Origin of the sequence: Pantoea sp. EKM20T (genome assembly GCF_011800485.1) — a bacterium.
Lineage (GTDB): Bacteria > Pseudomonadota > Gammaproteobacteria > Enterobacterales > Enterobacteriaceae > Pantoea > Pantoea agglomerans.
Window position 1 is genome coordinate 85351 of sequence record NZ_JAALFW010000006.1, and the last position, 23575, is coordinate 108925.

Here is a 23575-nt window from a genome sequence, read left to right on the forward strand (position 1 = left end):
CAACCCAATACCGGTGCGGCCGTCGCGTGCCGGTTATTTTTTTGGTACATCGTGTGAGAATGAATTTACAACATCACTTTTTGATTGCCATGCCTTCATTGCAGGATCCTTTCTTCAAACGTTCCGTGGTCTATCTCTGCGAACATAACGAAGAGGGTGCAATGGGACTGATCATCAATAAACCCATGGAAAACCTGACGGTTGAAGGCATTCTGAAGAAGCTCAAAATCTCTGCTGACGATCGCGATCCGGCGATCAAGCTGGATAAACCGGTGTTTACCGGCGGCCCGCTGGCGGAAGATCGTGGCTTTATCCTGCACTCCGCGCAACGCACCTTTACCTCCAGTATTCGTGTTTCAGATAACACGATCATCACCACGTCCCGTGACGTGCTGGAGTCGATCGGTACGGCGTCTCAGCCCACTAACGTGCTGGTAGCGCTGGGTTACTGCGCCTGGGAAAAAGATCAGCTGGAGAATGAGCTGATGGAAAATGCCTGGCTGACCACGCCCGCTAACAGCAACATCCTGTTCCAGACGCCGATTTCAGAGCGCTGGCGCGAAGCGGCGCGCAGTATTGGCGTCGATATTCACAACATGGCCAGCGACGCCGGACACGCCTGATGTCAACTCAAACTCTGTTAGGATTCGACTTCGGCACCAAAAGTATTGGTGTCGCCGTAGGTCAGCAACTCACTGGCAGCGCCCGTCCGCTGACCGCCCTGAAAGCGCAGGATGGCATCCCGGACTGGCTGGTAATTGAAAAACTGCTGAAAGAGTGGCAGCCCGATTTTGTGGTGGTGGGATTACCGCTGAATATGGATGGCACCGAGCAGCCGCTGACCGATCGCGCACGTAAATTTGCCAACCGCCTGCACGGGCGCTTTGGCATCCGCGTGGAGCTGCAGGATGAACGACTCAGCACGGTAGAAGCGCGTGCTGGCCTGTTTGAACGCGGCGGCTATCGTGCGCTCAATAAAGGATCGGTCGACTCACAGTCTGCTGCCATCATTTTGCAGGACTGGTTCGAAAACCATTACTGACATCCTCACTCAATCAGTCCGGCAGCCTGACGCGCCAGCCTGCTCTGCTCAAACGTCTGCATACCGGCCTGTGCGCCGGTTTGTAACAGCGCAGGGATCTGGTGCATCTTGCCTTCTCTGATCAGATTGGTGATGCCCGGTGTGGCGATCAGTACCTCAAACAGTCCGATGCGCGAACCGGCAACTGATGGCACCAGCCGCTGTGCAATTACCGCTTTCAGGCTGCCCGCCAGCTGAGTACGCACCAGCTGTTTCTCCTCTGCCGGAAAGACATCAACCAGCCGATCCACCGCCTGCGCTGCGCCACGGGTGTGCAGCGTCGCCAGCACCAGATGGCCGGTCTCCGCAGCAGTCAGCGCCTGACGAATAGTGTCGCTGTCGCGCAGTTCGCCCAGCAGGATGACGTCGGGATCTTCACGCAGTGCTGCCTTTACCCCCAGCGAGAACGAACCGCAGTGCAGGCCGATTTCACGCTGCTGTATCAGCGACTGCTGGCTGTGATGGATAAATTTAATCGGATCTTCCAGCGTGATGATATGCCGCGCCTGCTGGCGGTTCAGCGCATCGACCAGCGCCGCCAGCGTGGTTGATTTACCGCTGCCGGTCGCACCCGTCACCAGAATCAGCCCATCCTGCTGCTCCAGCAGCGTCGGGACAATGGCGGGCAGTTGCAGGCTCGCAAGCGTCGGACATGCCGTGGCGATGATGCGCAGTGCCAGTGACAGGCCGTTGCGCTGCATAAAGAGATTGGCGCGCAGACGCTGACCATCGGCCAGGCTCAGGGCGAAATCGAGCTGCCCTGCGCGCTCCAGCTCCTGACGCTGCGGGTCACTGAGCCAGCGGGCCATAAACTGCGCCATCCATGCACCAGAAAGCGGGCACTGCTGCGGCATCGCCTCCAGCCTTCCCTGACGCCGCCAGTAGGGCAAATGTCCGCTGCAAAGGTGCAGATCGGCGGCATTATGCTTTACACTAAGCCCCACCATTTCATCCAGATTCATAATTTCTCCTGACTATGACCTCAATCCAGCAGAACCTACAGCAAGTGCGGCAGCGAATCGCTGCTGCTGCCGCGAGTTGCGGCCGCGCACCAGAAGAAATTACCCTGCTTGCAGTCAGTAAAACCAAACCTGCGAGCGCGGTCGAAGAAGCCTTTGCCGCTGGCCAGATTGCCTTTGGTGAAAATTACGTTCAGGAAGGGGTTGAAAAGGTCCAGGCACTGGCCGCACATCCTGAGCTGGAGTGGCACTTCATCGGCCCGCTGCAGTCCAATAAAAGCCGTCTGGTGGCGGAACATTTCGCCTGGTGTCACACCATTGACCGCCAGCGCATCGCGCAGCGGCTCAACGATCAGCGGCCTGCTTCGCTGCCACCGCTGAATGTGTTAATTCAGGTAAATATCAGTGACGAGAACAGCAAATCTGGCATCATGCTGGAGGCCGTTTCCGGGCTGGCGGAGCAGATCGCTGCCCTGCCGCAACTGCGGCTGCGCGGATTAATGGCGATTCCGGCAGCAGAGAGTGATTACGCGCGGCAGCTGGCGGTGTGTCAGCAGATGGCGGAAGCCTTCCGGCAGCTGCAACAGCACTATCCGCATGCAGACACGCTTTCGCTGGGAATGAGCGATGACATGGAGGCGGCAATCGCCGCAGGCAGTACGATGGTGCGTATCGGCACCGCCATTTTTGGCGCACGAGATTATGCGCACAACTCACAACAATAACAGAGGAACTTCATGTTAACACTGACGTTTTTAGTAAAAACGCTGATCGATCTCTACGTCATGGTGCTGCTGTTACGCATCTGGATGCAGTGGTCCCGCTGCGATTTTTACAATCCAGTGGCGCAGTTTGTCGTAAAAGTGACACAGCCGATTGTTAAGCCGCTGCGCCGTATACTGCCGGCACTGGGACCGATAGATACCGCCTCGCTGCTGCTGGCATTTGTGCTGACTACGCTGAAATACCCGATTTTATTGCTGATTCAGGTGGGCGTCTTCTCAGTCGACCCAACCAATCTGCTGGTCGGCCTGCTGTCGCTGGTTAAATCCGCCGGCTATCTGGTCTTCTGGGTGATTATTATTCGCTCCCTGATGAGCTGGATCAGCCAGGGCCGGGGTCCTGTCGACTATCTGCTGGTGCAGTTAACCGAGCCGATGATGGCACCTGTTCGCCGTATTCTGCCTGCGATGGGCGGCATCGACTTCTCAGCGATGATCGTCATCCTGGTGCTGTATGCCCTGAACTTTCTCGGCATGGACCTGTTCCCGGGTCTCTGGTATCTGCTGTAAATGAATCAAACTGGAACTGTTATGCAAAAAGTTGTCCTCGCAACCGGCAATCCCGGCAAAGTGCGTGAGCTGGCGGAGTTACTCTCCGCCTTTGGTCTGGATATCGTCGCACAGACCGACCTTGGGGTTGAATCGGCGGAAGAGACCGGCCTGACCTTTATTGAGAACGCGATTCTCAAGGCGCGTCACGCGGCACAGATCACCGGATTACCGGCTATTGCCGATGATTCCGGCCTGGCCGTAGATGCGCTGGGCGGCGCGCCCGGCATCTACTCGGCGCGCTACGCCGGTGAAGAGGCCAGCGATCAACAGAACCTGGAGAAGCTGCTGCAGGCGCTGGAAAACGTGCCGGACGGTCAGCGCCAGGCACAATTTCACTGCGTGCTGGTCTATCTGCGTCATGCGGAAGATCCGACCCCGCTGGTGTTCCATGGCAGCTGGCAGGGTGAGATCACCCGCGCCACCGCTGGTGCCGGTGGTTTTGGTTACGACCCGATTTTCTTTGTCCCGGCACTGGGTAAAACCGCGGCCGAACTGAGTAAAGCGGAAAAAGGTGCAGTTTCTCACCGGGGTAAAGCATTGACGCTGTTGCTGGAAGCGATGCGTAATGCCTAATCTGCCGCCGTTAAGTCTCTATATCCACATTCCGTGGTGCGTACAGAAATGTCCTTACTGTGATTTTAATTCCCACGCGCTGAAAGATGAGGTGCCGCACGTTGAATACGTGCAGCACCTGCTGCGCGATCTGGAGATCGATTTACCGCTGATCAATGGCCGGGAAGTGCGCACGATCTTCATCGGTGGCGGCACGCCCAGCCTGCTGAGCAGCAGCGCGATGCAGATGCTGATGGATGGTGTGCGGGAGCGTCTGACGCTCTCGCCCGATGCGGAAGTGACCATGGAAGCCAATCCGGGCACCGTGGAAGCGGACCGGTTCAGCGCCTATCAGCGCGCCGGTATCAACCGTATTTCGATTGGCGTACAGAGTTTCAGTCCGCAAAAGCTGCAGCGTCTTGGCCGCATTCACGGCCCGGAAGAGGCGGTCCGCGCCGCTGAACTGGCCGAGTCGCTCTCGCTGCGCAGTTTTAACCTTGACCTGATGCATGGCCTGCCCGATCAGTCGCTGGAAGAGGCGCTCGATGATTTACGTCGGGCGATTGCGCTTAATCCACCGCATCTCTCCTGGTATCAGCTCACGATTGAACCCAACACCCTGTTTGGCTCACGCCCGCCGGTGCTGCCGGATGATGATGCGCTATGGGATATTTTCGAACAGGGCGATCAGCTGCTGCAGGCTGCCGGTTATCAGCAGTATGAGACCTCTGCCTACGCGAAGCCGGGTTATCGCTGTGAGCACAACCTCAACTACTGGCGCTTTGGCGACTATCTGGGGATTGGGTGTGGCGCACACGGCAAGCTGACGCAACCGGATGGCCGCATAGTCCGCACGGTGAAAACCCGTCATCCGCGTGGATTTATGCAGGGGAACTACCGCGAAAAACAGTATGACGTTGCCGATAGCGACAAGCCGTTTGAATATTTCATGAACCGCTTTCGCCTGCTGGAAGCCGCGCCGCGCGACGAGTTCAGCCGCTATACCGGTTTGTCAGAGCAGGTGATCCGTCCGCAGATGGATGCCGCGATTGCCGCGGGTTACGTGACTGAAACCGCGGAGCAGTGGCAGATTACGGAGAAAGGGAAGCTGTTCCTGAATTCGCTGCTGGAGCTGTTCTTAGCGGAAGAGTAACAAAAGCGCCTCAGCCCGACAGGCTGAGGCGTTGACCTATTTTTTCAGTGCGCCGGTAAGCTGTTTACGCTGATCTTCCAACGAAATAACGCGATTACACACCTCGTGACCGAAGTTCTGGAAATCCTGCTCCTGCTTGCTCCACTCAGCCTGAATCGACTGCTGCAAACCGCCCAGATTACCCATAATCGCCTGCAGCGGATTACTGCCGCCGCTGCCCTGCTTACTGCCCATCTCGTTCAGGCTATCCTGCATCACGCCGCCCAGTGTCGACTGCACCAGCCTTTCACCTTCGGCGCGAACCTGATCAATCGCCTGATGGTGGAACGTCAGCCCATCTTCACGGTGTTCAATGATGCGGTTCATCTGCTGTTTCAGCTGACCATTCAGCGTGGTCAGGCGATTACGCACGTTGCTGTCGGTGCCCAGTTTTTCAACGATGACCTGATCCAGTGCCGCACGCCCTTTCTCCAGACGTGATGTCGCCCCGCTGTCGATCCACGGCAGATCGCGACGCAGCGCGTTCTGATAGTCGATCGCTTTCTGGCGTCCGGCCGTATCGAGCGTGACCTTCTGTCCATTGAACTGCACGTCGCCCTGCGGCGAGATTTCCATATTGCCGTTGGCACCGACCACCTGCACGCTCTGCGGCTTAATCACCACATCGTCCTGCGGCTTAACGCTGCATTCATAGGCTGCCTGAGCCTGGGTTGCTGCCACCAGCAGCACAGCAAGAAGCGCTTTACGCATCATATCTACTCCCTAAGATCGGGTCTGAAACCCTTTGATCGGGCCTCAGCCCGACACTGTGTGACGACTTAGTCCCACCAGACGTCAAAGAGTTCAGTCATCTGAACGTCCTGCAGCTTGCGATCTTCCAGCCATTTACGAACCAGAGCACGATGCTCATCGGTGCATTTGCCGGTTTTCTGCAGGCAAACCAGACCTTCCCACACCAGGTAACCGCTGCCATCGAAGGCCAGGCCGTTAGGGTCGATCGCTTCATTGATGAACTGGTTCAGCGTCTCATCAATTTCGCTTTCGCTGGTGCCTTCCGGGAAGCGCCAGGCAACCGAGAAGCCCAGTTCCTGGAACTCATCGATGTGCAGTTTTTTACGTAAACGGCGGCTGCGTTGTGTGGCCATTATTTCACCCTCTCAAACATTAAATCCCATACGCCGTGGCCTAAACGCTGCCCGCGCTGCTCAAACTTGGTCAGTGGACGCGTCTCAGGACGCGGCACATAATTCTGTTGTTCTGACTGGTTGCGGTAACCATCGATGCTGTTCATCACTTCCAGCATATGCTCCGCGTAGGCTTCCCAGTCGGTCGCCATGTGGAAAACGCCGCCCAGCTTCAGTTTACGCATCACCAGCTCGGCAAAAGGCACCTGGACGATACGGCGTTTATTGTGACGCGCTTTATGCCACGGATCGGGGAAGAAGAGCTGAACCATGCGCAGCGAGTTATCCGGAATCATCTTCTCCAGCACTTCCACCGCGTCATGGCACATCACCCGAAGGTTCTGCACATCGGCTTCTTTGGCGGCGGCCAGACAGGCACCCACGCCCGGCGCATGCACTTCAATACCCAGGAAGTTCTGATGCGGCGTGTTCTGCGCCATCGTTACCAGCGAAGCGCCCATGCCAAAGCCAATTTCCAGCGTCACCGGGGCTTCGCGGCCAAACAGCGCGGGCAGATCGACAGGCTCCGGCTGATATTCCACCCCCATGACCGGCCACAGGGTGTCCAGCGCCTGCTGCTGGCCTTTGGTTAAGCGGCCCTGGCGGCGCACAAAGCTGCGGATCCGGCGTAATGGCCGCCCGTTCTCATCAAATTCTGGGGTGATGACGTCATTAATCATGTAAAAGCCTGCTGGTTAGCCTGTTCCGGGAAACGGGCATTATGCAAAGTTCATAAGCAGAAGCAAGCCTTTGCAATCTTCCGGTTTACACCCAGGTGCGCATGTGCTGGAATTCCTGCCTGAGTGTAGAGTAAACACGGAAAATTTCCTTCTTATGATGCAAGCGCCGCAGTTCGCGCAACAGGTGCTGGACTGGTATCAGCGCTTTGGTCGCAAAACCCTGCCGTGGCAGCTGGAGAAAACGCCTTACAAGGTGTGGCTCTCCGAAGTGATGCTACAGCAAACCCAGGTTGCCACGGTTATTCCCTATTTTGAACGCTTTATGGCGCGCTTCCCCACGGTTACCGATCTGGCTGCGGCTCCGCTGGATGAGGTGTTACATCTCTGGACCGGCCTCGGCTACTACGCCCGTGCGCGTAATCTGCATAAAGCCGCAAAGCAGATTGTCGAGGTTCATCAGGGCGAGTTCCCGCGTAATTTCGATGATGTCTCTGCCCTGCCCGGCGTAGGCCGCTCCACGGCGGGCGCGATCCTGTCGCTGTCACTGGGGCAGCATTTCCCGATTCTGGATGGCAACGTCAAGCGCGTGCTGGCCCGTTGCTATGCTGTCAGCGGCTGGCCGGGTAAGAAAGAGGTCGAAAAGCGGCTCTGGCAGATCAGCGAAGAGGTCACACCCGCCGAGGGCGTCAGCCAGTTTAATCAGGCGATGATGGATCTGGGTGCTATCGTCTGTACCCGATCGAAGCCGAAGTGCGAAATCTGCCCGCTGAACAGCGGTTGTGAGGCGTATGCCAGCAGCAGCTGGGCGAGCTATCCCGGTAAGAAGCCTAAGCAGGTGCTGCCAGAGCGCAGCGGCTGGTTCCTGATGATGCAGGATGGTGATGATGTCTGGCTGGAGCAGCGCCCGCCTGTGGGCTTGTGGGGCGGCCTGTTCTGCTTCCCGCAGTTCACAACGGAAGCGGCGATGACAGACTGGCTGGCGGCCCGCGGCATCCATGCAAAACCGCAGCAGCTTACTGCGTTTCGTCACACCTTCAGCCATTTCCATCTCGATATCGTGCCAATGTGGCTGACGTGGCCTTCTGTCGGGGCGGCGATGGATGAAGCAGGCGGTCTCTGGTATAACTTAGCGCTGCCACCATCTGTGGGATTAGCCGCACCCGTTGAGCGCCTGTTACACGAGCTGCGCCATCCCCGACAACTGGCTTTGAACAGTTGTGAGATTAATGAGGAAGAATAATGAGCCGCACTATTTTTTGTACTTTTTTACAGCGCGACGCGGAAGGACAGGATTTTCAGCTCTACCCGGGCGATCTGGGTAAGCGCATTTACAATGACATTTCCAAAGAAGCCTGGCAGAAGTGGATGGCGAAACAGACCATGTTGATCAACGAGAAGAAGCTCAACATGATGAATCCCGAAGATCGTAAAGTGCTGGAGAAGGAGATGATCAATTTCCTGTTCGAAGGTAAAGACGTTCATATCGAAGGCTATACACCGCCAGAAGCGTAAACATTCCGGGCCTCATCGCTGAGGCCGGTTATCCAGGTCAGGCTTGCATTCCCAATGAATAAAAAATTAATCGCCCTGCTGGTGATAGCACCACTTTTGGTTTCCTGTTCCGGGTCAAAGAAACAGCAGTCCCACGAGGAGTGGGTAAAAGATACCAACGCCTTTGATATTCTGATGGGGCAGTTTGCTCATAATATTGAGAATATCTGGGGTATCAATGAGGTCCTGATCGCCGGACCCAAAGATTACGTCAAATATAGCGACAACTATTACACCCGCAGCCACATTAACTTTGAAAGCGGTAAGCTGACCATCGAGACGATTTCTGGCACCGATCCTATGGCCAGCCTGCGTCAGGCAATCGTGACCACCCTGTTGATTGGCGAAGATCCGGGTAATGTCGATCTCTACTCTGACGCCAACGATATTGAAATCAGTAAAGAGCCGCTGCTGTATGGGCAGGTGCTGGATAATACCGGTCAGCCGATTCGCTGGCAGGGTCGCGCGGAAGCTTTTGCTGACTATCTGATTCAGAATAAATTGCAGCGCCGCACCTCGGGTCTGCATGTGATTTACACCATTTCAATTCCGATGGTGCCGAACCACCTGGATAAGCGTGCGCACAAATACCTGCCGATGGTGCGTAAAGCCGCCGATCAGTATGGTGTCGATGCCTCGTTGATTCTGGCGATTATGCAGACCGAGTCGAGCTTTAACCCCTACGCCGTGAGCCATTCTGATGCGCTGGGTCTGATGCAGGTGGTGCAGCATACTGCCGGTGTTGACGTGTTCCGCATGAAGGGTAAATGGGGCAAGCCGAGCCGCAGCTATCTGCTGGATCCGGAGAACAATATTGATGCGGGTACCGCTTATCTGTCGCTGTTGCAGCGTAGCTATCTGGGCGGCATTCAGGATCCGGTGTCACGTCGTTATGCGGTGATCACCGCCTATAACGGCGGCGCAGGCAGCGTGCTGCGCGTCTTCTCCAGCGATAAAGATCGGGCGTTTTCGATGATTAACGGCATGTCACCGAGCAAAGTTTATTCGACCCTGGCGAACCAGCATCCGTCGGCGGAATCGCGTCGTTATCTTTATAAGGTGAGTACCGCGCAGAAGAGTTATCGGGGATTCTGATTGGCTCAGCGCTAAAGCCGGGGGGAGTGTTCGCTGCGCGAACGGGCTTAGGTGCAGCGCCTGAAGCTGGGATTGTTCGCTGCGCGAACAGGCTATGAGAAGGTTTCGTTCGCTTAGCCGCGGGTATGCACTGAGCGGGTTCCGCCCGCCAGGCGATCAGGAGTGCAGCGCCTGAAGCTGGGAGTGTTCGCTGCGCGAACGGGCTATGAGAAGGTTTCGTTCGCCTGATTAGCCGGGCAGTTTCAGATTCGCCTCTGCAGGCGACCGACAAGGGGGCGCCAGTCGCCGCGCCCCCTTGACCCCGGGCTCCGGCCTGCTTCACCGCCGCTTCGCGGTTCCTTCGCCTCTTCAGGATTTCTCACGGAACGGCGGGACGCGCCATCCATGGCGCGAACCCGCCTCTTCGCGACATCCCTGTCGCTCGTCCTGAAATCCCTCATCCGCTCAGCGGCTCTGACGGCCTCCCCACCCCCTCGCTGTTATCTCTTCTTTTTATGTTGGGTTCGCTGCCGCTGTGAGTTTGGGATTGCCTCTGACTTTCGGCTCAGCACACAGAATGGCATTCAACCCTACCCGCTGTTATCTCGTTTTCAGGTAACTAAGATTGTTGCGGTGAACTTCAGGAATTGAGACTGGCTTTCAGACCACAAGGCAACTGTGCACCAAAGAAAACATAAAGAAATCACAGGCGGGGGTTTCCCAGAGGCGTCCGAAGCGCTGAGGAACAACCGCAGGCCAGGATGAGCCGACAGGACGTCGGCGAAAGGACGGCACGAGCCAGGGATGGCGAGTCCGGACGGTCCGTCGGCCGCAGGGCGTGACGAAGGCACCCCGCACAGCGGGGCGCGGAGGCAGCCGGACGCCGGGATTGTTAAGGGGCGGGCGTCCGCCCCTTGACGCGTCCGCCTGCTCAGGCAACCTGAAACTCCCCATCGCCTGGCGGGCGGAACCCGCTCAGTGTTAGCCCGCGGCTAAGCGAACGAAAACCTCTCATAGCCCGTTCGCGCAGCGAACAGGGCCTGCCGGGCGAAAACCCATTAAGTGCCAGCTCGCTGCAAAGCGTACACCTCCGCCAGGCGAAACCTTCTCAGCCCCGTTCGCGCAGCGAACAAAAAGGCAGGCGGGCCGCTACCCGCCTCTGCCCACGCTCAGATCAGCGCCCCACTATCATATTGGCCACCAGATACTTCCGTCCCTGGTCATCCTCTTCGGTGTAAACGCCCTGCAGCTCTGGCGAGAAGCCAGGCAGCAGATTAAGCCCCTCTTCCAGCGCCAGGAAGTAACGCTGCACCGCGCCGCCCCAGACTTCCCCAGGGACTACGCACAGCACACCCGGTGGATAAGGCAGTGCACCTTCTGCGGCAACCCGGCCTTGCGCTTCGGCTATCGGCACCAGCTCCACTTCGCCGCGAATATAAGCCTGATGCGCATCCTGCGGATTCACCCTGACCGGCGGGAACTCCGCGGCGCGGAACATCAGGCGCTGCAGATCCTTGACGTTGTGACTGACGTAAAGGTCGTGCATCTCCTGACAGAGGCGACGCAGGGTATACCCGGCATAGCGTTCGGCATTTTTGCGGTAAATGGTCGGCAGCACTTCGGCCAGCGGCGCATCCTCTTTGACGTGCTGTTCGAACTGCGCCAGCATCGCCACCAGATTGGCCATCTTCTCCGGACTCTCTGCCGGGGTCAGCAGGAACAGGATTGAGTTGAGATCGCACTTCTCCGGCACAATGCCGTTTTCGCGCAGATAGTTCGCCAGAATGGTCGCCGGAATCCCGAAATCACTATACTCACCGCTGGCCGCATCAATCCCCGGCGTGGTCAGCAGCAGCTTGCAGGGATCCACCCGATACTGATCGCGCGCATAACCCGCGAAACCGTGCCACTTCGCCTGCGGTTCAAAGCTGAAGTAGCGCAGATCGCGGGCGATCGTCTCAGTGGGCGCATCCTGCCAGCGCTGGCCATCTACCGTCTCCGGCACAAACGGCAGGATCATCTCACAGCGATCCAGGATCGCTTTACGCGCCTCAATACCCAGCGTGACGCACTCATCCCACATGCGACGCCCCGCTTCGCCCTGATGCATTCTGGCGTTGATATCCAGTGCGGCAAACAGCGGATAAAACGGACTGGTTGATGCGTGCAGCATAAAGGCGTTATTCAGTCGCTTATGCGGGCAGAAGCGGCGCTGTCCGCGAATATGATTATCTTTTTTATGGATCTGCGAAGTCTGCGAAAAACCTGCCAGCTGCTTATGCACTGACTGCGTGACAAAAATGCCGGGATCGTTCTCATTCAGTTGCAGGGTCAGCGGCGAACAGCCTTCCATCAGTGGAATGAACTGCTCATAGCCGAGCCACGCGGAATCAAACAGGATGTAATCACACAGATGGCCGATGCGATCCACCACCTGACGCGCGTTGTAGACCGTGCCGTCGTAGGTGCCCAGCTGGATGATCGCCAGACGGAAAGGCCGCTCTTCAGCCGCGCGCTGCGGAGCCACGGCCGCGATCTGCTCGCGCAGATAAGCCTCATCAAAACAGTGCGCGTCAATGCCGCCAATAAAGCCGAAAGGATTGCGCGTCGCTTCAAGATAAACCGGGGTCGCGCCCGCCTGAATCAGCGCGCCATGATGGTTCGACTTGTGATTGTTGCGGTCGAACAGCACCAGATCGCCACGCGTCAGCAGCGCATTGGTCACCACTTTGTTGGCACTTGAGGTGCCGTTGAGCACAAAGTAGGTTTTATCGGCGTTAAACACCTTTGCCGCATACTTCTGCGCATCTTTAGCCGAGCCTTCGTGGATCAGCAGATCGCCCAGTTTGACGTCGGCATTGCACATATCAGAGCGGAAAACATTCTCGCCGTAGAAGTCATAAAACTGTTTGCCCGCCGGATGCTTTTTAAAGAACGCACCGCCCTGATGTCCGGGACAGGCAAAGGTGCTGTTCTGCATATCGACATAGCGGGTCAGCGTCTCGAAGAAAGGGGGCAGCAGCGCAGCTTCATACGCCTGCGCAGCCGCTTCCAGCGCGATCCACTCCTGTGGATCGCCATTCAGCTCACCGCTGACGCCGGGCAGGTGCATCACCTCTTCTTCAAACGCGTTAGCGACAAACACCGGCAGATTAAAGCCGGTATGACGCAGCAGCGCCAGCACGCCGCTACGGGTATCCGCCAGCGAGACGACAACCGCCGCCACATCGGTGAAGTCGGTGTTATCCAGCGTCACCACGTCTCGCGCAGTGTTCAGGGTCAGACTGGGCGCCACAGCGGCGCTGGCAGCAATTTTCAGTGGAGTCATAACAGAATCCCTAACGTCAGGGAGGAAGTGCCAGAGGCACAATTATGGGGACAGTGCCCCGGCGAATACTTAACAGTCAGAAGGCGTTACGCAGCCCGTGGAGAGCAGATCCATAGCCGCTGCCTGGCTGGCCTCACCGCATGGTGAATAACGGAGATATCGGAAAAGAGGATAACCCGGTGAGCGCCGGAAAAAGCGAACGGTAATCCGGGCGGATGCGCGGTGAACCGGACATGGCGACATCCTCTGTGGCAAAGAAGCAGGGTCAAAAAGTGGCGGTCATAATGTCATCTTTTTCAGGCATGGACAACCCGAACCAGGTAATTATTCAGTCACCCTCTTCGCATGTAACAACATGATTTTTATAGTCTATTTATCATAAAAAATTCACAATACGACTAATTATCTGAATTATATGCAGATTTATGCACTTAACTCACTGCCGCTGTCAGCCTGTTTTTCCGCTCGTGTCGTCTTCATTGCCGGGAGACGGGGCCATTGCCCTACCGCATTGCATCTGCCAGGCGTAAACTGATCTTCTCTTTCCCACTCTGCCGGAGGCTGCATGTTCAAGGCACTGGTCATTGAAAATGACGAACAAGGTTACCGTTCCCTGCTGAAAGATCTCCCCGAATCTCAACTGCCCGACCACGATGTCACGCTCGACGTCAGCTACTCATCCCTGAACTACAAAGATGCCCTGGCTATCTGTAACAAAGGCCCGATTGTGCGCCACTTCCCGATGGTGCCAGGTATCGATTTTGTTGGCCGGGTGACGGCCAGCCGCCATCCCGACTGGAAAGAGGATGATGTGGCACTGCTGACGGGCTGGGGCGTGGGCGAAAAACAGTGGGGCGGCCTGGCACAGAAAGCCAGCGTCAGTGGCGACTGGCTGGTGCGCCCGCCCGCCACGCTGAGTCCGCTGCAAACCATGGCAATCGGTACGGCGGGACTGACCGCAATGCTCTGCGTGATGGCGCTGGAAAAACAGGGCATTACACCTGAACAGGGGCCGGTACTGGTAACCGGTGCCAGTGGCGGCGTCGGCAGCTATAGCGTCAGCCTGCTGGCGCGTCTGGGTTATCAGGTGATCGCTTCCAGCGGGCGCACCAGCGACCATACCTATCTGATCGAAACGCTGGGCGCGGCATCGGTCATTGACCGTGAAGAACTCTCCCGGCCCGGGAAGCCACTGGCAAAAGAGCGCTGGGCCGCCGCGATAGACAGCGTCGGCAGTCACACCCTGGCGAATGTGCTGGCCGCCACCCAGCGGGACGGCGCGGTTGCCGCCTGTGGTATGGCGCAGGGACTCGACCTGCCAGCCAGCGTCGCACCCTTTATTTTGCGTGGCGTTACGCTGGCCGGTGTCGATAGCGTGATGTGTCCGAAGCCGCTTCGTCAGCAGGCGTGGCAACGACTCGGTGAGCTGATGGATAGCGAACGGCTCAGTAAGCTGAGCCGGGTGATCCCGCTAAGTGAAGCCAGAGAAGGTGCGCAGGCATTGCTGGATGGCAAAGTGCAGGGACGTCTGATTGTCGACTGCCGCTAAGCCTGTTTAAAGGCGCGTTTTGCGCCTTTAACGATCGGCTCGCTGCAGCCGTTTTATGAGTCCTTCCAGCGCGAACTGTGTCCCCTGCTCCATCACCGATTTCGGATCGCCGCTGAACTGATGGCACTCCGCTTCGTCTCTGCCGTCGGGCAATACCCAGCCAAACCAGATGGTGCCCGCCGGTGTACCATCTTCGCCGCCATCCGGTCCGGCATAGCCGGTAATGGATAATCCGACCGGTTCGCCGGAGCGGGCACACGCGCCCTGCACCATCTCCCGCGCCGTCTGTTCGCTCACCGCCGTATGCTGTTTCAGCGTGTCAGGGCGCACCCCCAGCAGACGGATTTTGGCATTTTCGCTGTAGGTCACAAAGCCGCTGGTATAAAAGTCTCCACTGTTTTCCACCGCGGCCAGCGTCATGCTGATCAGCCCGGCGGTACAGGATTCGGCGGTCGCCAGATGAAGTCCGGAAGAGAGTAAAATATTACCCAGTTGCTCAGCGGTCTGATCTAATGATTTTGCCATTATGGTCTCCTTGAATCTGTCCGGAACTCCAGGTATAGCGCAAAATCAGCGAATAAAACCGCGCAAGGTGATGTTTTTAAAGCGAAACGGTCTAGATACGCAGCTGGATATGCGGCTGTCCACTCCCGGCATGCGCCACTACCTGCAGATCGGCCTGGTACCAGCGCGTCAGCGTCGATTCCGTCATCACCGTCTGCGGTGAGCCTTGTGCCACCAGTCGGCCTGCGTGCAGCAGCAGTATGCGATCGGCCCATAAGGAGGCCTGATTAAGGTCATGTAATACAGTGCAGACGGTGAGATCTCCGGCGCGCGTCAGCTGGCGTAGTAAACGCAGGGTTTGCTGCTGCCAGAAGAGATCCAGCGCCGAAGTCGGCTCATCCAGAAACAGCCAGCCGCGTGGTCTTCCCTCCTGCCAGAGCTGTGTCAGCACCCGTGCCAGCTGAACCCGTTGTTGTTCACCGCCAGAGAGCTGGCGGTAATCGCGCTGCGCCAGCCCTTCACAACCGGTCAGCCGCATGACCTCAGCCACAATCTGCGACGTCTGCGCCTCCGGCCAGGGCGCACGGCCCATCGCCACGACCGACTGCGCAGACTGTGCAAAGGTCAGGTTGTTCTGCTGGCGCATCACTGCCCGGCGTCGTGCCAGCTGCTCACGCGGCCATGCCGTCAGCCGTCGATCGCCCAGCCAGCACTCACCCCGATCGGGCGACAGAAATCCCGTCAGCATCCGCAGTAGCGTCGATTTACCCGCGCCGTTGGGGCCAATCAGCGCCACCAGCTCGCCACCTGACAGCGTAACATCGAGATTATCGATAACGGTTTTGCCGCCGCGCGCGAGACACAATCCCCTGGCCTGTAAAATGTCCATCACTCCAGCCCTCGCTGTTGACGCAGAATCAGCCAGAGAAACCACGGACCACCAATCAGGCTGGTCAGCAGCCCCACCGGTATCTCGGCCGGAACCACCAGAGTGCGCGCCAGCGTATCGGCCAGCAGCAGCAGAATCGCCCCCGCCAGCGCTGAGCCGGGCAGCAGCCAGCGGTGATCGCCGCCAAGGCAAAAACGCATCACGTGTGGCACCACCAGTCCGACGAAGCCGATCACGCCGCTGACCGAGACCGCCGTACCGACCAGCAACGCACTGAGGATCAGCAACTGATGCTGAGTACGCTTCACATCAACTCCCATGTAGTGCGCATCCTCTTCACCCGACTGCAGCAGGTTAAGGTGGCGGGCACGGGTCTGTAACAGCAGCAAGGCTGGCAGAATCAGCAGCAGGCAGATCAGCAGTGCAGGCCACTGTGCCTGGCTGAGGCTTCCCATGCCCCACAGCGACAGCTGGCGCAGCTGCTGGTCGTTGCTCAGCCATGACAGCACGCCTACCGCCGCCCCGCACAACGCATTAATCACAATGCCGACCAGCAACAGCCGCGAAAGATTGCCGCGCGCCAGCCGACTGAAACTGAAGATCAGCAGTGTAACCAGCAGACTGCCGATAAACGCGGCGATCATCGGTAGCCACAATGCCAGCGGTGCCGGCAACGTCAGCGGAATAATGATTGCCAGCGCCACCGCCAGTCCCGCCCCGCTGCTGATCCCCAGCAGACCGGGATCGGCCAGTGGGTTACGAAAAACACCCTGCATCACTGCGCCAGAGACTGCCAGCGCCATGCCCATCACCACCGCCAGCAGCACGCGCGGCAGACGGATATCCAGCCAGATCTGCCAGATAAGATCGCTGAGCGGTGCCTGCCACAGCGCCCGCACTGAAAGCGACATCGCCCCCAGATTTGCCGCCAGCACCATCGCCACCAGCAGGAAGATCAGCATCAGCACCAGGCCACGCAGCGCATTATCCTTAATCATGGTTCAGCGATTCCGCCGCCTGACGCAATTTCACGATTGCCCGCGGCGTATCAAGACCAAACCCCAGCAGTGCCATGGTGTCGATCACCAGCAGACGATGCTGCTGCCCGGCAGGCGTCAGCGCCAGACCCGGTAACTGCCACAGCTGCGCTTCGCCGCCCAGGGTTTTCAGGCCATCCTCGCCTATTACCACCAGATCCGGCGCGGCGGCGATCACCCCTTCCTGCGACAGTGCCTGATAGTGCGGCACCGAGCCCATAGCATTCTCCAGCCCGGCGCTGCGAATGGCGCCATCGGCCGCAGTCTGATTTCCCGCCGCCATCGACTTCATGCCGCTGTTCGCCATGATATAGAGCACTTTTACCGGCAGCGGTTGCTGCGGCAACTGGCGAATCTGCTGCGTCATTTGCTGCGCCAGTGCCTGAGCTTCGCTTTCACGCTGCAGCGCCTGGCCCACAGTGATAATTTTCTGCGGAATCGCCTGCAGGCTGCTGTCGCCGCTGATCGTGACCACCCTGACGCCCGCGCGGGCAATCTGTTGCAGCACCAGCGACGGTTGCGCCTGCGCGCTGGCGATCACCAGCGTCGGTTTCAGTGCCAGAATGCCTTCGGCGTTGAGCTGGCGCATATAACCCACGTCCGGCAGTCGGGCGGCTTGCGCCGGACGCAGACTGGTGCTGTCGCGCGCCACCAGCTGTGACTGGGCATCCAGCGCATAGATAATCTGAGTGACGTCACCGCCAATCGACACCACCCGCTCCGCCGCCAGTGATGGCAGCGTCATCAGCAGCCATAACAGCATCGCTCTTTTCATGCCGCCGCTCCCGGCGTGCGGAGTGCGCCAATCTGCTCGCGCCAGCGTGACTGCTCTGGCGTACCTTCCGTGCGCTGACCGTAGAGCTGGGCGATCTGCGTGCCGTCGGCGGCGAACAGTTCCAGGCTGGTAACAAAGCCATCACCCGTTGGCTTGCGTGTTACCCAGCTTTCGCAGATCTGATCAGCCATCAGATGCAGGGTGAACTTCGGATTGAAGATGTTGAGCCAGTTTTCCACTGGCTGCAGCTTCTCTACCCTTCCGGTGAAAATCTGAGTACAGCCACGGTTGCCGACAAAAATCATAATTTCATTGCCCGCCTGCTGTGCCATCTGTAGCAGGCGCTCAAGTGCGTCGTTGCCGGTCTGCTAGGCGAGATCCTCACCCACCGCGCGAAACGCCTGCGGCCGTGACACCTGGTGGCGCTTCAGCAACGCGAAAAACTGATGAACATCGGTCATGGCGCGCCATTCACGGTCGATGGCGGTGGCATCAATCGCCTCCGTCAGGGGAGCAGCGGCAACCGGCTCAACCACGAGCGGCGTCGGTAAAGTCGGCGATCAGCGTCTGCCACGCTGCCATGCTGGTCTGCTCCGTGGCGTAAACTTTCAGTACCGCATCGCCATGACGATCAAAAATCTGAATGCTGTGACGAACGCCCTGCCCGGTCGGCTCCTGCAGAGCAAAGGCGCTGCACCACTGACCGACGAACAGGCGCAGATCGAGCGCACGGGGATTAAGCACCAGGCCACCATGCGCGCCAATCTGTACATTGTGGTATTCACCCAGGTGTTCATGTACCGCATAAGCGTTACGGGTAATGTTTTTGGTTTCGCCGACTGCGCCCAGTGCCTTCAGCAACGCCGGAAAATCGCGTTTCAGCGCCACGGCATCAACGCCGATGCGCGCTTCACACAATTCCGCTTCGCTGATGCCGATCAGCGCGGCCAGGTCGCGGGCATATTTCTTCGGTTGTTCACCTTTAAGGACAAGATAGTGCTGATAAATCGGGTTCATGACTCAGGCTCTCTTAGTAATGCCCTGCATCAGCGCAGGGCGACGGCTATCAAAAATCGACGTTAACACCTAACTGGAAAGTACGGCCCGGCATCACGGCCAGTGCCTGATCGTTGCGCTCCTGCTGAGTGGCGCTGGTCAGTTCACGGCTGCTGAGGTAATCCCGGTATTTGCGATCGGTTATGTTGTAAAGCCCGCCACTCAGCCTGACGTTGTGCGCGACACGCCAGTAAGCGGTCATATCCACCATGCCATAACCCGGCACCCGCATGTAATCGGTGCTGGAGTCGGCCAGGCTGCTGCCGTTGTTAGCGAAGCTTTCGCGGTTAGTCGCACTGGCTTGCTTACCTTTGACAAAGGTAGCGGTAACGGCGGCACCGTAGCCGCGCGCCTCATCATCCCAGGCGAGTCCGACGATCGCTTTCATCGGGGCAACACTCTCAAGGTCGATGTAGCGGTCACCAAGGTAGCTCGACTTTGCCGCGCCCTGCGTATAACCAAACGCCAGATTGGCGCTCAGACCTTCGACCTCGCTGAACCAGCTGCCGAAGTTCACTTTACTGCTGATTTCAGCCCCGTAGATGTAGGATTTATCGCGGTTCTCCGCCTGATAGGTGGTGTAAATGTTGGCAGGCACATTGACGAACTGACCCGGATTAGCCGCCCGGCTGTAGCGGGTAAAGGCAATAAAGTTTTTATAGTCGTTATAAAAAGCGGCAGCGTTAAGCGTGACGCCTTTTGCCACCTCTCCTTTTACACCCCACTCGTAGTTGTTGCTGGTTTCGGTTTTCAAATCTGCATTACCAATCAGCGCATACTGCGCGGTGCCGGCATAGCTGGAGCCAAGATTCCATGAACCATAAAGCTGCGTATCGTTGGGGAACTGCGCGCCACGGGTATATTGCAGATAAGTCATCAGCTTCGGTGTGAGATCGTACTGGAAGGCGATAGACGGCAATATCTGGGTGTCGCTGTTTGGCGATCCATAGAGCGCTGAAACTTCGCTGGCGTCGAGCACGCTACTGTTCGTGGTCAGCGTCGCCACATCACGCGGTCGGGTGTTCTGATAGGCCACGCGCGCGCCAGGCACGATGGCCGCCCGATGTCCGTCAGCATCGAAGCTGATGGTATCCTGCAGATAACCACCCACGGTGTAGCTGCGACTGTTAGCCTGCGGCTGCATGATCGCAGTAAAAGCACTGGCTGGCGGTGACTGACGGAAAGGTCGCTCAGTATCCACCAGGCGCGCATTCAGCCCGGCACTCAGTTCATGTCGCCCGACGCTTTTAAGCCCGCGGGTGTCAAAACCGAAGCTGTCGCTGTTGTAATCGGAATAGACGGTTTGCCTGGCGGTGGCACTCGACGGCATCCGGGTGTTGTCATGCGCCTGGGTCTGCTGCCAGTAAACGCGGGTCGTCAGGCTGTCGACCAGGTCATTGTAAGGGGTGTACTCATCCGCCAGGCTGATGCCCCAGCGGCGGGTATCACTCTGCTGCTGTGCCGTCCCCCAGACTGTATTGCCTGAAGTGCTCCAGCTGTCGTAATGGCTGTGGTGGGTTTTGTGATAGTAATCGACCGTCGCGCTGAGCTTGTGAGCATCATTGGGCTGCCAGATGCCGGAGGTCATAAAGGCGTCGGAGTGCCAGTTAGCGGGATACGCATCCAGCGTGCCGCTGTTGTTACGGGTCTGCTGTCCGTCACGGCGACTGTAAACAAAGATGCCGCGCAGTTCATCGTCACCGGCAGCGGCGGTGATGCCGTTATGCCAGCTGCGACTGGATGAGTCATAGTCGCTCTGATAACTGAACGCGGTCGCTTTTCCGGGATGCAGGTAATCGTCGGGAGACTTATTACGGAACGAGACGTTGCCGCCAATCGAGGTGTTCGGCTGTTCCACTGCTGTGGCGCCCTTCTCAATCTCAATACGGCCAAACATATAAGGATCGATGTAATCGCGGCCAATGCCAAAGCTGTCGAGACCTGCGCGTCCTACATAGCTGCGGCCAGTGGCCTGCGGCAACGGAATACCGTCCACATCCAGACCGACGCGGTTGCTCTCGAGGCCACGAATGTTGTAGCCGGTATAACCGGCCCGATCAAAACCGCTCTTACCGGCTGATGAACCGCCACGGGTACCGGTAGCACTGATCAGCGGTTCATAGCGCATGATCGATCCGAAGTCAGTGGCACCACGCTGTTGCAGATCGCTGGCAGAGAGCGAGGTTTTACTGCCTGCCGTTTTTTTGATTTCCGGTGCTGTCACCGTCATTACCGGTTCGGCACTGCTGCCATAGCGATCAGAAAGGGTTAGCGTGGCAGATTCACTGCCCGCAGCATAAGTGCAGGTGGTATTGATGAAGGTGGCGAGCAACGCCAGTTGAGTCAGACGCGGTTGCGTCAATCTCCGAAAACGTGGTGACATAGGCGCGAATTACCTGATTAATTGTTAGTATTCGCTCACTTGCTTGCTGGCAACAGTAAAACGGCTCCGCATAAAAGCCGTGAAAAGTCAGAACGTCATGCTGGTGTAGTAATTATCGCCCGGAATTTAATGCAACTGATAATCATTATCAATATTATTTACATTTAGATATAAACCACAGCGCACAAATTGTTAACCCGAATGCATTGGCATTTATCAACACGTAAAGGAATAGAGTTATGGCGCAAAAACCTGTGGTTGTTATTCACTACTGTATGCAATGCAACTGGCTGATGCGGTCAGCGTGGATGGCACAGGAACTTCTGCATACGTTCGCTGAGGATCTGGCGGAGGTGACGCTGAAACCGGGCACCGGCGGTATCTTTGAGATTACGCTGGATGAGCATCTGCTGTGGGAACGTAAGCGGGATGGTGGCTTCCCGGATGCGACCACGCTGAAACAGCGTGTGCGGGACATCTGCTTCCCGGATCGTACGCTGGGCCACATCGACAAACACAAAACTGAAGTCAGCTAACTCCGCGATTAGCTGAGGGTGATTTTTTCTGCCGCGTCGTGCAGCGCCTTAATCAGCGTCTGCAGCGCGGCTTCTGAGATATCTTCCTGCGCAAGCCGCCGGTTCAGCGCGACCTTCAGCCCATGAATCGCCTGCTCAACAGCAGGAATGCTGCGGTTATTGACCAGAATTGCCAGCGTAGAGAGCCGTGTAATCAGGCTGGTGACCGTTTCACGATTCTCTGCCAGCTGCGCTTCTCCCGATGCCGTCAGGCGGTAGGCTTTACGCGTTGCCTGCGCATCCACCACCTGAATCGCCTCCATCTCTTCCAGCAGCGTCAGGTTGGGGTAAATGATCCCCGGACTGGGCGAGTACTCTCCCTTTGACAACTCCTCAACAGACTTGATCAGCTCATAGCCGTGCGCGGCATTGTGCGCCAGGAAATGGAGCATCAGCAGGCGAATCTCACTTGCTTCCAGCATCTTTTCACGTCGCTTGCGCCGTCCGCTGCAACTGCCTGCGCGCGCAGTCTGATCCTCAGATGAAGTGGAAGTCGGATGCTGTTTCATGGCCTGCCCTGCTGCGAAAAAGTGGGATTGATGGTAGTGCGCCGCCTGGCAAAACTCAATTGCCTTAGCGGCTTACTTCTGGTGCCAGTAGGCCACCGCCCGTACGAAGTCACTGTTGAGGCCGCGCTGCACCGTGAAGTAGTCACACAGCGCTTTTACAAACTCACCTTCGCCGGTCAGCCAGACAAAGTAATCTTCCGTCGGGATAGTGATCTGATCCAGCCGGGCAATCAGCTGGCTGAGCTGCGCTTTCTGCATCTGGCCGCTGCCGAGCCAGTTTGTCGTCACATCAGCCGTATCAGATAAATAGTCGCGGCCCGTCGCTTCATCGGTAAAAGCATAGAGATGCAGCGCCTGCGCCCGGGCGTCACGCTGACGGCGCGCAAAAGCCGGCAGCCCGGTTTCATCACAGACATAGAGCTGGAATGCGTAATCGGTCGGCACCACCAGCGAGCCGCGTGGCCCGCCGACAATCAACCGATCGCCAGGCTGCGCCTGAGTTGCCCAGTCACTGGCTACGCCCTGCTGATGAATATAGAAATCGAGGGTCAGTGAAGATTCACCATCGAATTCCAGCGGTGTGTAATCGCGCGCCTGCGGACGCAGCCCTTCGGGCCAGATAATCCCCGCATCGGTAATTTGTGGCAGAGCCAGTGTGGCCCCTTCAGCGGAAGGGAAGAAAACCTTAATGTGGTCATCAAAGCCTGGCGACGTAAAGCCCGCCAGATCGCTACCGCTGAACCGGATGCGCCAGAATTTACCGGCAATGTTAGTTTTACTCGCGACCTGAATATGACGGAAACGCAATTCATTACGGACGCGCTGTGGTACACGCTGATCGGCTGATACAGGCAAAATTTCTCTCCTGAAACGGGATGGATGCCCGTGACTCAAAGGCATGCTGATAATAATGGAATAACAATCATTCTCATCTGAAGTGCCAAGATTAGCTATGATATATCTTCACTACAAGAACGAAAAATGCGATCCAGCGGCTTAAGATATATTTTATGCCTGTACGGGTGTGCGTAGTGCAGACGAAGAGCGGCCCTGATAAGAGCGTTCAGAGAGAGGTAAGCAGCAGGTGCGGCGTGTTTACGGGGCAGGCAGAGAAGGCGGAAACTGTCCGGCTCCTGACGAGCCGGGCATGATGTTGCGCCGCACATTCTGGCAGCGCGTGACCACTTACAGTGTGTCGTTGAATCCTGAGAGGGAAGGATTGCTGCTGGTGTGTTCCGGCAGCTCACCATCACCCAGAATTTCATGCTGGGTGGCCTGAGAGTGCGGATGCAGTCCGGCAGGAGGTGAAAAAGGTTCAGCCTGTTGTGCCATCGCCATGACAGGCAATGCCAGGATCAGTGAAATCATTAAGCGTCGCATAGTTGTCTTCGTTTGTTTTTTT

General features: G+C 57.5%; 24 protein-coding genes and 1 pseudogene. 11 read left to right on the plus strand and 14 right to left on the minus strand.

All coding sequences use genetic code 11. The features are described from left to right. Positions 1-59: 59 nt before the first annotated feature. Together HFD94_RS12480 and ruvX are read left to right on the plus strand one after the other, a co-directional pair. Positions 60-623 carry a YqgE/AlgH family protein gene (locus tag HFD94_RS12480; protein WP_010248870.1) on the plus strand — a complete coding sequence of 188 codons (564 nt, stop codon included), beginning with the start codon at positions 60-62 and terminating at the stop codon, positions 621-623. Further along, positions 623-1042: a Holliday junction resolvase RuvX gene (gene ruvX, locus HFD94_RS12485; protein WP_003853387.1), complete on the plus strand. Its 420-nt coding sequence runs from the start codon at positions 623-625 to the stop codon at positions 1040-1042. The genes HFD94_RS12480 and ruvX overlap by 1 nt, the downstream gene beginning before the upstream one ends. A gap of 5 nt (positions 1043-1047) precedes the next feature. On the opposite strand, the gene HFD94_RS12490 is transcribed toward ruvX, so the two are convergent. Then, positions 1048-2043 (minus strand): type IV pilus twitching motility protein PilT, encoded by a 996-nt coding sequence (locus HFD94_RS12490; protein ID WP_167433178.1) that lies wholly within the window; start codon positions 2041-2043, stop codon positions 1048-1050. 14 nt (positions 2044-2057) lie between these two features. On the opposite strand from HFD94_RS12490, the gene HFD94_RS12495 reads away from it, so the two are divergent. Genes HFD94_RS12495 through hemW form a run of 4 tightly spaced genes read left to right on the plus strand, consistent with a single transcriptional unit; the run spans position 2058 to position 5079 of the window. Continuing rightward, positions 2058-2765 carry a YggS family pyridoxal phosphate-dependent enzyme gene (locus HFD94_RS12495; protein WP_010671071.1) on the plus strand — a complete coding sequence of 236 codons (708 nt, stop codon included), beginning with the start codon at positions 2058-2060 and terminating at the stop codon, positions 2763-2765. A 12-nt stretch (positions 2766-2777) separates the two neighbouring features. After that, complete coding sequence (locus HFD94_RS12500) at positions 2778-3332, plus strand: YggT family protein (protein WP_010248879.1); 555 nt, start codon at positions 2778-2780, stop codon at positions 3330-3332. 21 nt (positions 3333-3353) lie between these two features. Next, positions 3354-3947 carry an XTP/dITP diphosphatase gene (locus tag HFD94_RS12505; protein ID WP_122889638.1) on the plus strand — a complete coding sequence of 198 codons (594 nt, stop codon included), beginning with the start codon at positions 3354-3356 and terminating at the stop codon, positions 3945-3947. Further along, a complete protein-coding gene (gene hemW, locus HFD94_RS12510; RefSeq protein WP_122889637.1) occupies positions 3940-5079 on the plus strand; it encodes a radical SAM family heme chaperone HemW in 1140 nt (379 codons plus the stop codon). The genes HFD94_RS12505 and hemW overlap by 8 nt, the downstream gene beginning before the upstream one ends. Before the next feature lie 36 nt (positions 5080-5115). Here the strand turns inward: hemW and HFD94_RS12515 are convergent, their stop codons facing one another. The 3 genes from HFD94_RS12515 to trmB all read right to left on the minus strand — a co-directional run bounded on the left by HFD94_RS12515 (position 5116) and on the right by trmB (position 6943). After that, positions 5116-5832: a DUF2884 domain-containing protein gene (locus HFD94_RS12515; protein ID WP_010248885.1), complete on the minus strand. Its 717-nt coding sequence runs from the start codon at positions 5830-5832 to the stop codon at positions 5116-5118. A gap of 65 nt (positions 5833-5897) precedes the next feature. Beyond that, complete coding sequence (locus HFD94_RS12520; protein WP_003853403.1) at positions 5898-6224, minus strand: YggL family protein; 327 nt, start codon at positions 6222-6224, stop codon at positions 5898-5900. After that, the gene (trmB, locus tag HFD94_RS12525; protein ID WP_010248887.1) at positions 6224-6943 is read right to left on the minus strand and encodes a tRNA (guanosine(46)-N7)-methyltransferase TrmB; all 720 of its coding nucleotides are present in this window, start codon (positions 6941-6943) and stop codon (positions 6224-6226) included. The genes HFD94_RS12520 and trmB overlap by 1 nt, the downstream gene beginning before the upstream one ends. Before the next feature lie 154 nt (positions 6944-7097). Here trmB and mutY point away from each other — a divergent pair, with 154 nt between their 5' ends. Genes mutY through mltC form a run of 3 tightly spaced genes read left to right on the plus strand, consistent with a single transcriptional unit; the run spans position 7098 to position 9589 of the window. Then, a complete protein-coding gene (gene mutY / locus HFD94_RS12530) occupies positions 7098-8183 on the plus strand; it encodes an A/G-specific adenine glycosylase (RefSeq protein WP_033780716.1) in 1086 nt (361 codons plus the stop codon). Next, positions 8183-8455 carry an oxidative damage protection protein gene (locus HFD94_RS12535; RefSeq protein WP_003853409.1) on the plus strand — a complete coding sequence of 91 codons (273 nt, stop codon included), beginning with the start codon at positions 8183-8185 and terminating at the stop codon, positions 8453-8455. The genes mutY and HFD94_RS12535 overlap by 1 nt, the downstream gene beginning before the upstream one ends. Before the next feature lie 54 nt (positions 8456-8509). After that, entirely contained in the window at positions 8510-9589 is a 1080-nt protein-coding gene (gene mltC, locus HFD94_RS12540; RefSeq protein WP_010248892.1) for a membrane-bound lytic murein transglycosylase MltC, read from the plus strand. Positions 9590-10742: 1153 nt separating this feature from the next. Here mltC and HFD94_RS12545 read toward each other — a convergent pair. After that, a complete protein-coding gene (locus tag HFD94_RS12545) occupies positions 10743-12896 on the minus strand; it encodes an ornithine decarboxylase (protein ID WP_022623848.1) in 2154 nt (717 codons plus the stop codon). A gap of 565 nt (positions 12897-13461) precedes the next feature. On the opposite strand from HFD94_RS12545, the gene HFD94_RS12550 reads away from it, so the two are divergent. Further along, positions 13462-14445: an MDR family oxidoreductase gene (locus HFD94_RS12550; protein WP_122889635.1), complete on the plus strand. Its 984-nt coding sequence runs from the start codon at positions 13462-13464 to the stop codon at positions 14443-14445. A 27-nt stretch (positions 14446-14472) separates the two neighbouring features. Here the strand turns inward: HFD94_RS12550 and HFD94_RS12555 are convergent, their stop codons facing one another. The 6 genes and pseudogenes from HFD94_RS12555 to HFD94_RS12580 all read right to left on the minus strand — a co-directional run bounded on the left by HFD94_RS12555 (position 14473) and on the right by HFD94_RS12580 (position 21089). Continuing rightward, a complete protein-coding gene (locus tag HFD94_RS12555; RefSeq protein ID WP_010671076.1) occupies positions 14473-14970 on the minus strand; it encodes a CinA family protein in 498 nt (165 codons plus the stop codon). Positions 14971-15061: 91 nt separating this feature from the next. Continuing rightward, positions 15062-15838 (minus strand): heme ABC transporter ATP-binding protein, encoded by a 777-nt coding sequence (locus HFD94_RS12560; protein WP_122889634.1) that lies wholly within the window; start codon positions 15836-15838, stop codon positions 15062-15064. Beyond that, positions 15838-16836, minus strand: a complete 999-nt coding sequence (locus HFD94_RS12565; protein WP_167433180.1) for an iron ABC transporter permease — start codon at positions 16834-16836, stop codon at positions 15838-15840. The genes HFD94_RS12560 and HFD94_RS12565 overlap by 1 nt, the downstream gene beginning before the upstream one ends. After that, the gene (locus tag HFD94_RS12570; protein WP_122889632.1) at positions 16829-17650 is read right to left on the minus strand and encodes a hemin ABC transporter substrate-binding protein; all 822 of its coding nucleotides are present in this window, start codon (positions 17648-17650) and stop codon (positions 16829-16831) included. The genes HFD94_RS12565 and HFD94_RS12570 overlap by 8 nt, the downstream gene beginning before the upstream one ends. Next, a pseudogene (locus tag HFD94_RS12575) lies at positions 17647-18667 on the minus strand (hemin-degrading factor). The gene HFD94_RS12570 and the pseudogene HFD94_RS12575 overlap by 4 nt, the downstream one beginning before the upstream one ends. Before the next feature lie 49 nt (positions 18668-18716). Further along, complete coding sequence (locus HFD94_RS12580; protein ID WP_167433181.1) at positions 18717-21089, minus strand: TonB-dependent receptor domain-containing protein; 2373 nt, start codon at positions 21087-21089, stop codon at positions 18717-18719. Positions 21090-21328: 239 nt separating this feature from the next. Here HFD94_RS12580 and HFD94_RS12585 point away from each other — a divergent pair, with 239 nt between their 5' ends. After that, the gene (locus HFD94_RS12585) at positions 21329-21625 is read left to right on the plus strand and encodes a SelT/SelW/SelH family protein (RefSeq protein WP_010248912.1); all 297 of its coding nucleotides are present in this window, start codon (positions 21329-21331) and stop codon (positions 21623-21625) included. Positions 21626-21633: 8 nt separating this feature from the next. On the opposite strand, the gene HFD94_RS12590 is transcribed toward HFD94_RS12585, so the two are convergent. The 3 genes from HFD94_RS12590 to HFD94_RS12600 form a co-directional block, all read right to left on the minus strand. After that, positions 21634-22173, minus strand: coding sequence for a PadR family transcriptional regulator (locus HFD94_RS12590; protein WP_122889629.1), 540 nt, complete (start codon positions 22171-22173; stop codon positions 21634-21636). A gap of 72 nt (positions 22174-22245) precedes the next feature. Continuing rightward, positions 22246-23028: a siderophore-interacting protein gene (locus tag HFD94_RS12595; protein WP_122889628.1), complete on the minus strand. Its 783-nt coding sequence runs from the start codon at positions 23026-23028 to the stop codon at positions 22246-22248. A 330-nt stretch (positions 23029-23358) separates the two neighbouring features. After that, the gene (locus HFD94_RS12600; protein WP_010671084.1) at positions 23359-23553 is read right to left on the minus strand and encodes a hypothetical protein; all 195 of its coding nucleotides are present in this window, start codon (positions 23551-23553) and stop codon (positions 23359-23361) included. Positions 23554-23575: the final 22 nt, after the last annotated feature.

Bases quoted from the DNA above. Each gene is read 5' to 3' on its own strand.
- HFD94_RS12600 (WP_010671084.1), bottom strand. From the start codon at position 23,553: ATGCGACGCTTAATGATTTCACTGATCCTGGCATTGCCTGTCATGGCG.
- HFD94_RS12555 (WP_010671076.1), bottom strand. From the start codon at position 14,970: ATGGCAAAATCATTAGATCAGACCGCTGAGCAACTGGGTAATATTTTA.
- HFD94_RS12535 (WP_003853409.1), top strand. From the start codon at position 8,183: ATGAGCCGCACTATTTTTTGTACTTTTTTACAGCGCGACGCGGAAGGA.
- HFD94_RS12500 (WP_010248879.1), top strand. From the start codon at position 2,778: ATGTTAACACTGACGTTTTTAGTAAAAACGCTGATCGATCTCTACGTC.
- HFD94_RS12545 (WP_022623848.1), bottom strand. From the start codon at position 12,896: ATGACTCCACTGAAAATTGCTGCCAGCGCCGCTGTGGCGCCCAGTCTG.
- mutY (WP_033780716.1), top strand. From the start codon at position 7,098: ATGATGCAAGCGCCGCAGTTCGCGCAACAGGTGCTGGACTGGTATCAG.
- HFD94_RS12490 (WP_167433178.1), bottom strand. From the start codon at position 2,043: ATGAATCTGGATGAAATGGTGGGGCTTAGTGTAAAGCATAATGCCGCC.
- HFD94_RS12570 (WP_122889632.1), bottom strand. From the start codon at position 17,650: ATGAAAAGAGCGATGCTGTTATGGCTGCTGATGACGCTGCCATCACTG.
- hemW (WP_122889637.1), top strand. From the start codon at position 3,940: ATGCCTAATCTGCCGCCGTTAAGTCTCTATATCCACATTCCGTGGTGC.
- mltC (WP_010248892.1), top strand. From the start codon at position 8,510: ATGAATAAAAAATTAATCGCCCTGCTGGTGATAGCACCACTTTTGGTT.
- HFD94_RS12520 (WP_003853403.1), bottom strand. From the start codon at position 6,224: ATGGCCACACAACGCAGCCGCCGTTTACGTAAAAAACTGCACATCGAT.
- HFD94_RS12495 (WP_010671071.1), top strand. From the start codon at position 2,058: ATGACCTCAATCCAGCAGAACCTACAGCAAGTGCGGCAGCGAATCGCT.
- ruvX (WP_003853387.1), top strand. From the start codon at position 623: ATGTCAACTCAAACTCTGTTAGGATTCGACTTCGGCACCAAAAGTATT.
- HFD94_RS12560 (WP_122889634.1), bottom strand. From the start codon at position 15,838: ATGGACATTTTACAGGCCAGGGGATTGTGTCTCGCGCGCGGCGGCAAA.
- HFD94_RS12585 (WP_010248912.1), top strand. From the start codon at position 21,329: ATGGCGCAAAAACCTGTGGTTGTTATTCACTACTGTATGCAATGCAAC.
- trmB (WP_010248887.1), bottom strand. From the start codon at position 6,943: ATGATTAATGACGTCATCACCCCAGAATTTGATGAGAACGGGCGGCCA.
- HFD94_RS12515 (WP_010248885.1), bottom strand. From the start codon at position 5,832: ATGATGCGTAAAGCGCTTCTTGCTGTGCTGCTGGTGGCAGCAACCCAG.
- HFD94_RS12550 (WP_122889635.1), top strand. From the start codon at position 13,462: ATGTTCAAGGCACTGGTCATTGAAAATGACGAACAAGGTTACCGTTCC.
- HFD94_RS12580 (WP_167433181.1), bottom strand. From the start codon at position 21,089: ATGTCACCACGTTTTCGGAGATTGACGCAACCGCGTCTGACTCAACTG.
- HFD94_RS12505 (WP_122889638.1), top strand. From the start codon at position 3,354: ATGCAAAAAGTTGTCCTCGCAACCGGCAATCCCGGCAAAGTGCGTGAG.
- HFD94_RS12565 (WP_167433180.1), bottom strand. From the start codon at position 16,836: ATGATTAAGGATAATGCGCTGCGTGGCCTGGTGCTGATGCTGATCTTC.
- HFD94_RS12480 (WP_010248870.1), top strand. From the start codon at position 60: ATGAATTTACAACATCACTTTTTGATTGCCATGCCTTCATTGCAGGAT.
- HFD94_RS12590 (WP_122889629.1), bottom strand. From the start codon at position 22,173: ATGAAACAGCATCCGACTTCCACTTCATCTGAGGATCAGACTGCGCGC.